We start from the raw sequence: 2906 nt of genomic DNA on the forward strand, positions 1-2906 counted from the left end.
ATATGAGATACAAAAATAAAGAAAAACCACAGCCTTCAACGGCTATGGTTTGATTTTCGTATTATTGAAGGTTTTCACGAATGTAGGTAAGAGCCGCTTCTACGTGACCATCCACTTTGACTTTACGGAATTCTTCAGAAAGATTTCCTTCCTTGTCGATGATGAAAGTTGAACGTTCGATCCCATAATACTCTTTACCGAAGTTTTTCTTCAGCTTCCAAACACCATACTCTTCCGCTACTTCGTGTTCCTCATCCGCAAGCAGCAGGAACGGCAAGTCATGTTTGTCGATGAATTTCTTATGAGATTCAACCGGATCTGGACTGACTCCTAAGATCACAGCATCAAGATCAGCGAAGCTTTCATGGTGATCACGGAAGTCGCATGCTTCTGTTGTGCATCCAGGAGTCATATCTTTCGGATAAAAATAAAGAACAACGTTTTTTCCTTTGTAATCAGATAGGGATACCGTTTCTCCGTTGTTGGCAGGTAGTGTGAATTGTGGTGCTTGTTTTCCTTTTTCGAGTGTCATCTATGATCCTCCTAAAAAAGTTTCTATCATTAGGGTACCCTATCTATAGGTAAACTTCCAATATCAGCTGTCCACATGATGAACATTTTGCCATACCTTAATGACTAAGGCGGCAGGAAGCGAATAACCGATCATAGCTTCTAATATAACGATCCACCGTCCTACACCGACCGGAATCATATCCCCATACCCAACGGTAAAGAGCGTCATCCCGCTGAAATACATACTCCTCCCCATCTCCTCCATCCAGCCAAGTGGATGTACTTGTGAACTGTCCATATACACAGGAATTCCCTGTGTGATAAAACATAAATAAATCATTCCAAAACCAGTCATAATGATCATATATAAAATTAAAATAGAAGCAAACAGCTGGAAAGAAAATATTTTGTGTTCAAATTCTAGAGAAATGAAGATCTGTCTTAAGCTTGCTGCAATAAGGATTAAACAGATCGATGTAATCAAAAGGATGAACATCATATACCCCTTTCTTGAAAGAAAGCAAGATTGTCCTACTGACTACTTATGAATAAATCCTTGTTAATATGCTTTCCCAATGGGAATATTAACCACCTCAGGTCTCCCAGATTATGGGAGACCTGAGGTGGTTATTTTTATCATCCTAATGAATTTGTTCTTAGAACCGGGCGAATGCACATCCCCCTTTACGAACACCGGCATAAGATACAGTAAACATTGGAAAGGGGGAATTGTGAATGGGTTACGGATATGGCGGAGGCTTTGCGCTAATCGTTGTTCTTTTCATCCTTCTAATCATCGTTGGTGCAGCGTTTGTATACTAAAATAAATACTCACAGCTGAAGCACCGTCTGCCTTTAGCAGTTAGCTCAGAGGTGCTTTTTCCTCATGAAGATGAACGGTGAACATCAAACATTCTAGAATGTAAGAACAACAGTCAACCAGGAGCTCTCCTCTTTTCGTGAGGAGAGCTCTTTTGGTTACCCCCCTGCGAACATGGACAGGCATGCTACAATAGATAGGTAATCATTGGACAAGGAGGCAACAACATTGAACTTCTCTAAATCAGAACAACTATATAAAGAAGCAACCGAACATATTGTTGGAGGCGTCAATTCTCCATCCCGCGCCTATAAAGGCGTCGGCGGAGGCACCCCGGTTTACATGGGCCGCGCTGAAGGAGCCTACTTTTATGATGTCGACGGGAATCGATTCATCGACTATTTAGGGGCATACGGACCGATTATCACCGGACACGCCCACCCTCATATCACAGAGGCCATTACAAAAGCAGCCCAAAACGGGGTGCTGTACGGGACGCCAACTGTTCTTGAGAATCGTTTTGCGAAAATGTTGAAGGATGCGATTCCTTCTCTAGATAAAGTACGTTTCGTCAACTCTGGAACAGAAGCTGTTATGACGACGATCCGTGTGGCACGTGCTTATACAGGAAGAAACAAAATCATCAAATTTGCGGGCTGTTATCATGGACACTCTGACCTTGTGCTTGTGGCAGCTGGATCTGGACCATCAACTTTAGGTACGCCGGATTCCGCTGGAGTTCCTGCATCGATTGCTCAGGATGTCATCACTGTCCCGTTCAATGATATTGAACCGTTCAAAGAGGCACTGGATAAATTCGGAGATGAAATCGCTGGAGTTCTCGTCGAGCCAATCGTCGGCAACTTCGGGATCGTAGAACCTAAACCTGGATTTTTAGAAGAAGTGAACCAACTAACCCACGATGCTGGCGCCCTTGTCATCTATGACGAGGTCATTACCGCTTTCCGTTTTACATACGGCAGTGCCCAACAGCTTCTTAACATCGAACCGGATATGACGGCAATGGGTAAAATCATTGGCGGCGGTCTGCCAATCGGTGCGTATGGCGGACGCGCAGACATCATGGAACAGGTCGCTCCTCTCGGTCCTGCCTATCAGGCGGGCACAATGGCTGGAAACCCTGCTTCCATGTCAGCAGGGATCGCTTGCCTTGAAGTGCTCCAGCAAGAAGGGGTTTATGAGGAGATGGACCGTCTGGGGAGACGTCTGGAAGAAGGCATCCATCAACACGCCAGCTATTACGGGGTTTCCATTCAAATCAACCGTCTTAAAGGCGCATTGACGGTGTACTTCACTGATGAAAAGGTTGAAAATTATGAGCAGGCGGAAAATACGAACGGCGACCAATTCGCAAGGTTCTTTAAACTGATGCTGGCTGAGGGCATCAACCTAGCCCCTTCAAAATATGAAGCATGGTTCCTGACGACTGCTCATACAGATGAAGACATCGACGAAACGCTTCGTGCTGTTGAAAAAGTATTCCATACAATGGGCAATGAATAATATTGATACCATCCAGAGTTAACGCTCTGGATGTTTTTTTATATTTTCT

Annotated in this window: 4 protein-coding genes; 2 read left to right on the top strand and 2 right to left on the bottom strand. The window is 44.3% G+C overall.

Going from position 1 to position 2906, the window contains the following annotated elements; translation table 11 throughout:
- Positions 1-61: 61 nt before the first annotated feature.
- Both bcp and LD39_RS10590 read right to left on the bottom strand, forming a co-directional pair.
- Entirely contained in the window at positions 62-532 is a 471-nt protein-coding gene (bcp, locus tag LD39_RS10585; RefSeq protein WP_035546076.1) for a thioredoxin-dependent thiol peroxidase, read from the bottom strand.
- A 63-nt stretch (positions 533-595) separates the two neighbouring features.
- Positions 596-1009: a potassium channel family protein gene (locus tag LD39_RS10590; protein WP_052158818.1), complete on the bottom strand. Its 414-nt coding sequence runs from the start codon at positions 1007-1009 to the stop codon at positions 596-598.
- A 239-nt stretch (positions 1010-1248) separates the two neighbouring features.
- Between LD39_RS10590 and LD39_RS22120 the strand changes: the two genes are divergently transcribed.
- Both LD39_RS22120 and LD39_RS10595 read left to right on the top strand, forming a co-directional pair.
- Positions 1249-1335: a YjcZ family sporulation protein gene (locus LD39_RS22120; RefSeq protein WP_079478425.1), complete on the top strand. Its 87-nt coding sequence runs from the start codon at positions 1249-1251 to the stop codon at positions 1333-1335.
- Between the two features lie 226 nt (positions 1336-1561).
- Positions 1562-2857, top strand: coding sequence for a glutamate-1-semialdehyde 2,1-aminomutase (locus LD39_RS10595; protein WP_035546080.1), 1296 nt, complete (start codon positions 1562-1564; stop codon positions 2855-2857).
- Positions 2858-2906 lie beyond the last annotated feature (49 nt).

It is taken from the genome of Halobacillus sp. BBL2006 (assembly GCF_000786645.1).
In the GTDB taxonomy this organism is placed as follows: Bacteria; Bacillota; Bacilli; order Bacillales; family Halobacillaceae; genus Halobacillus.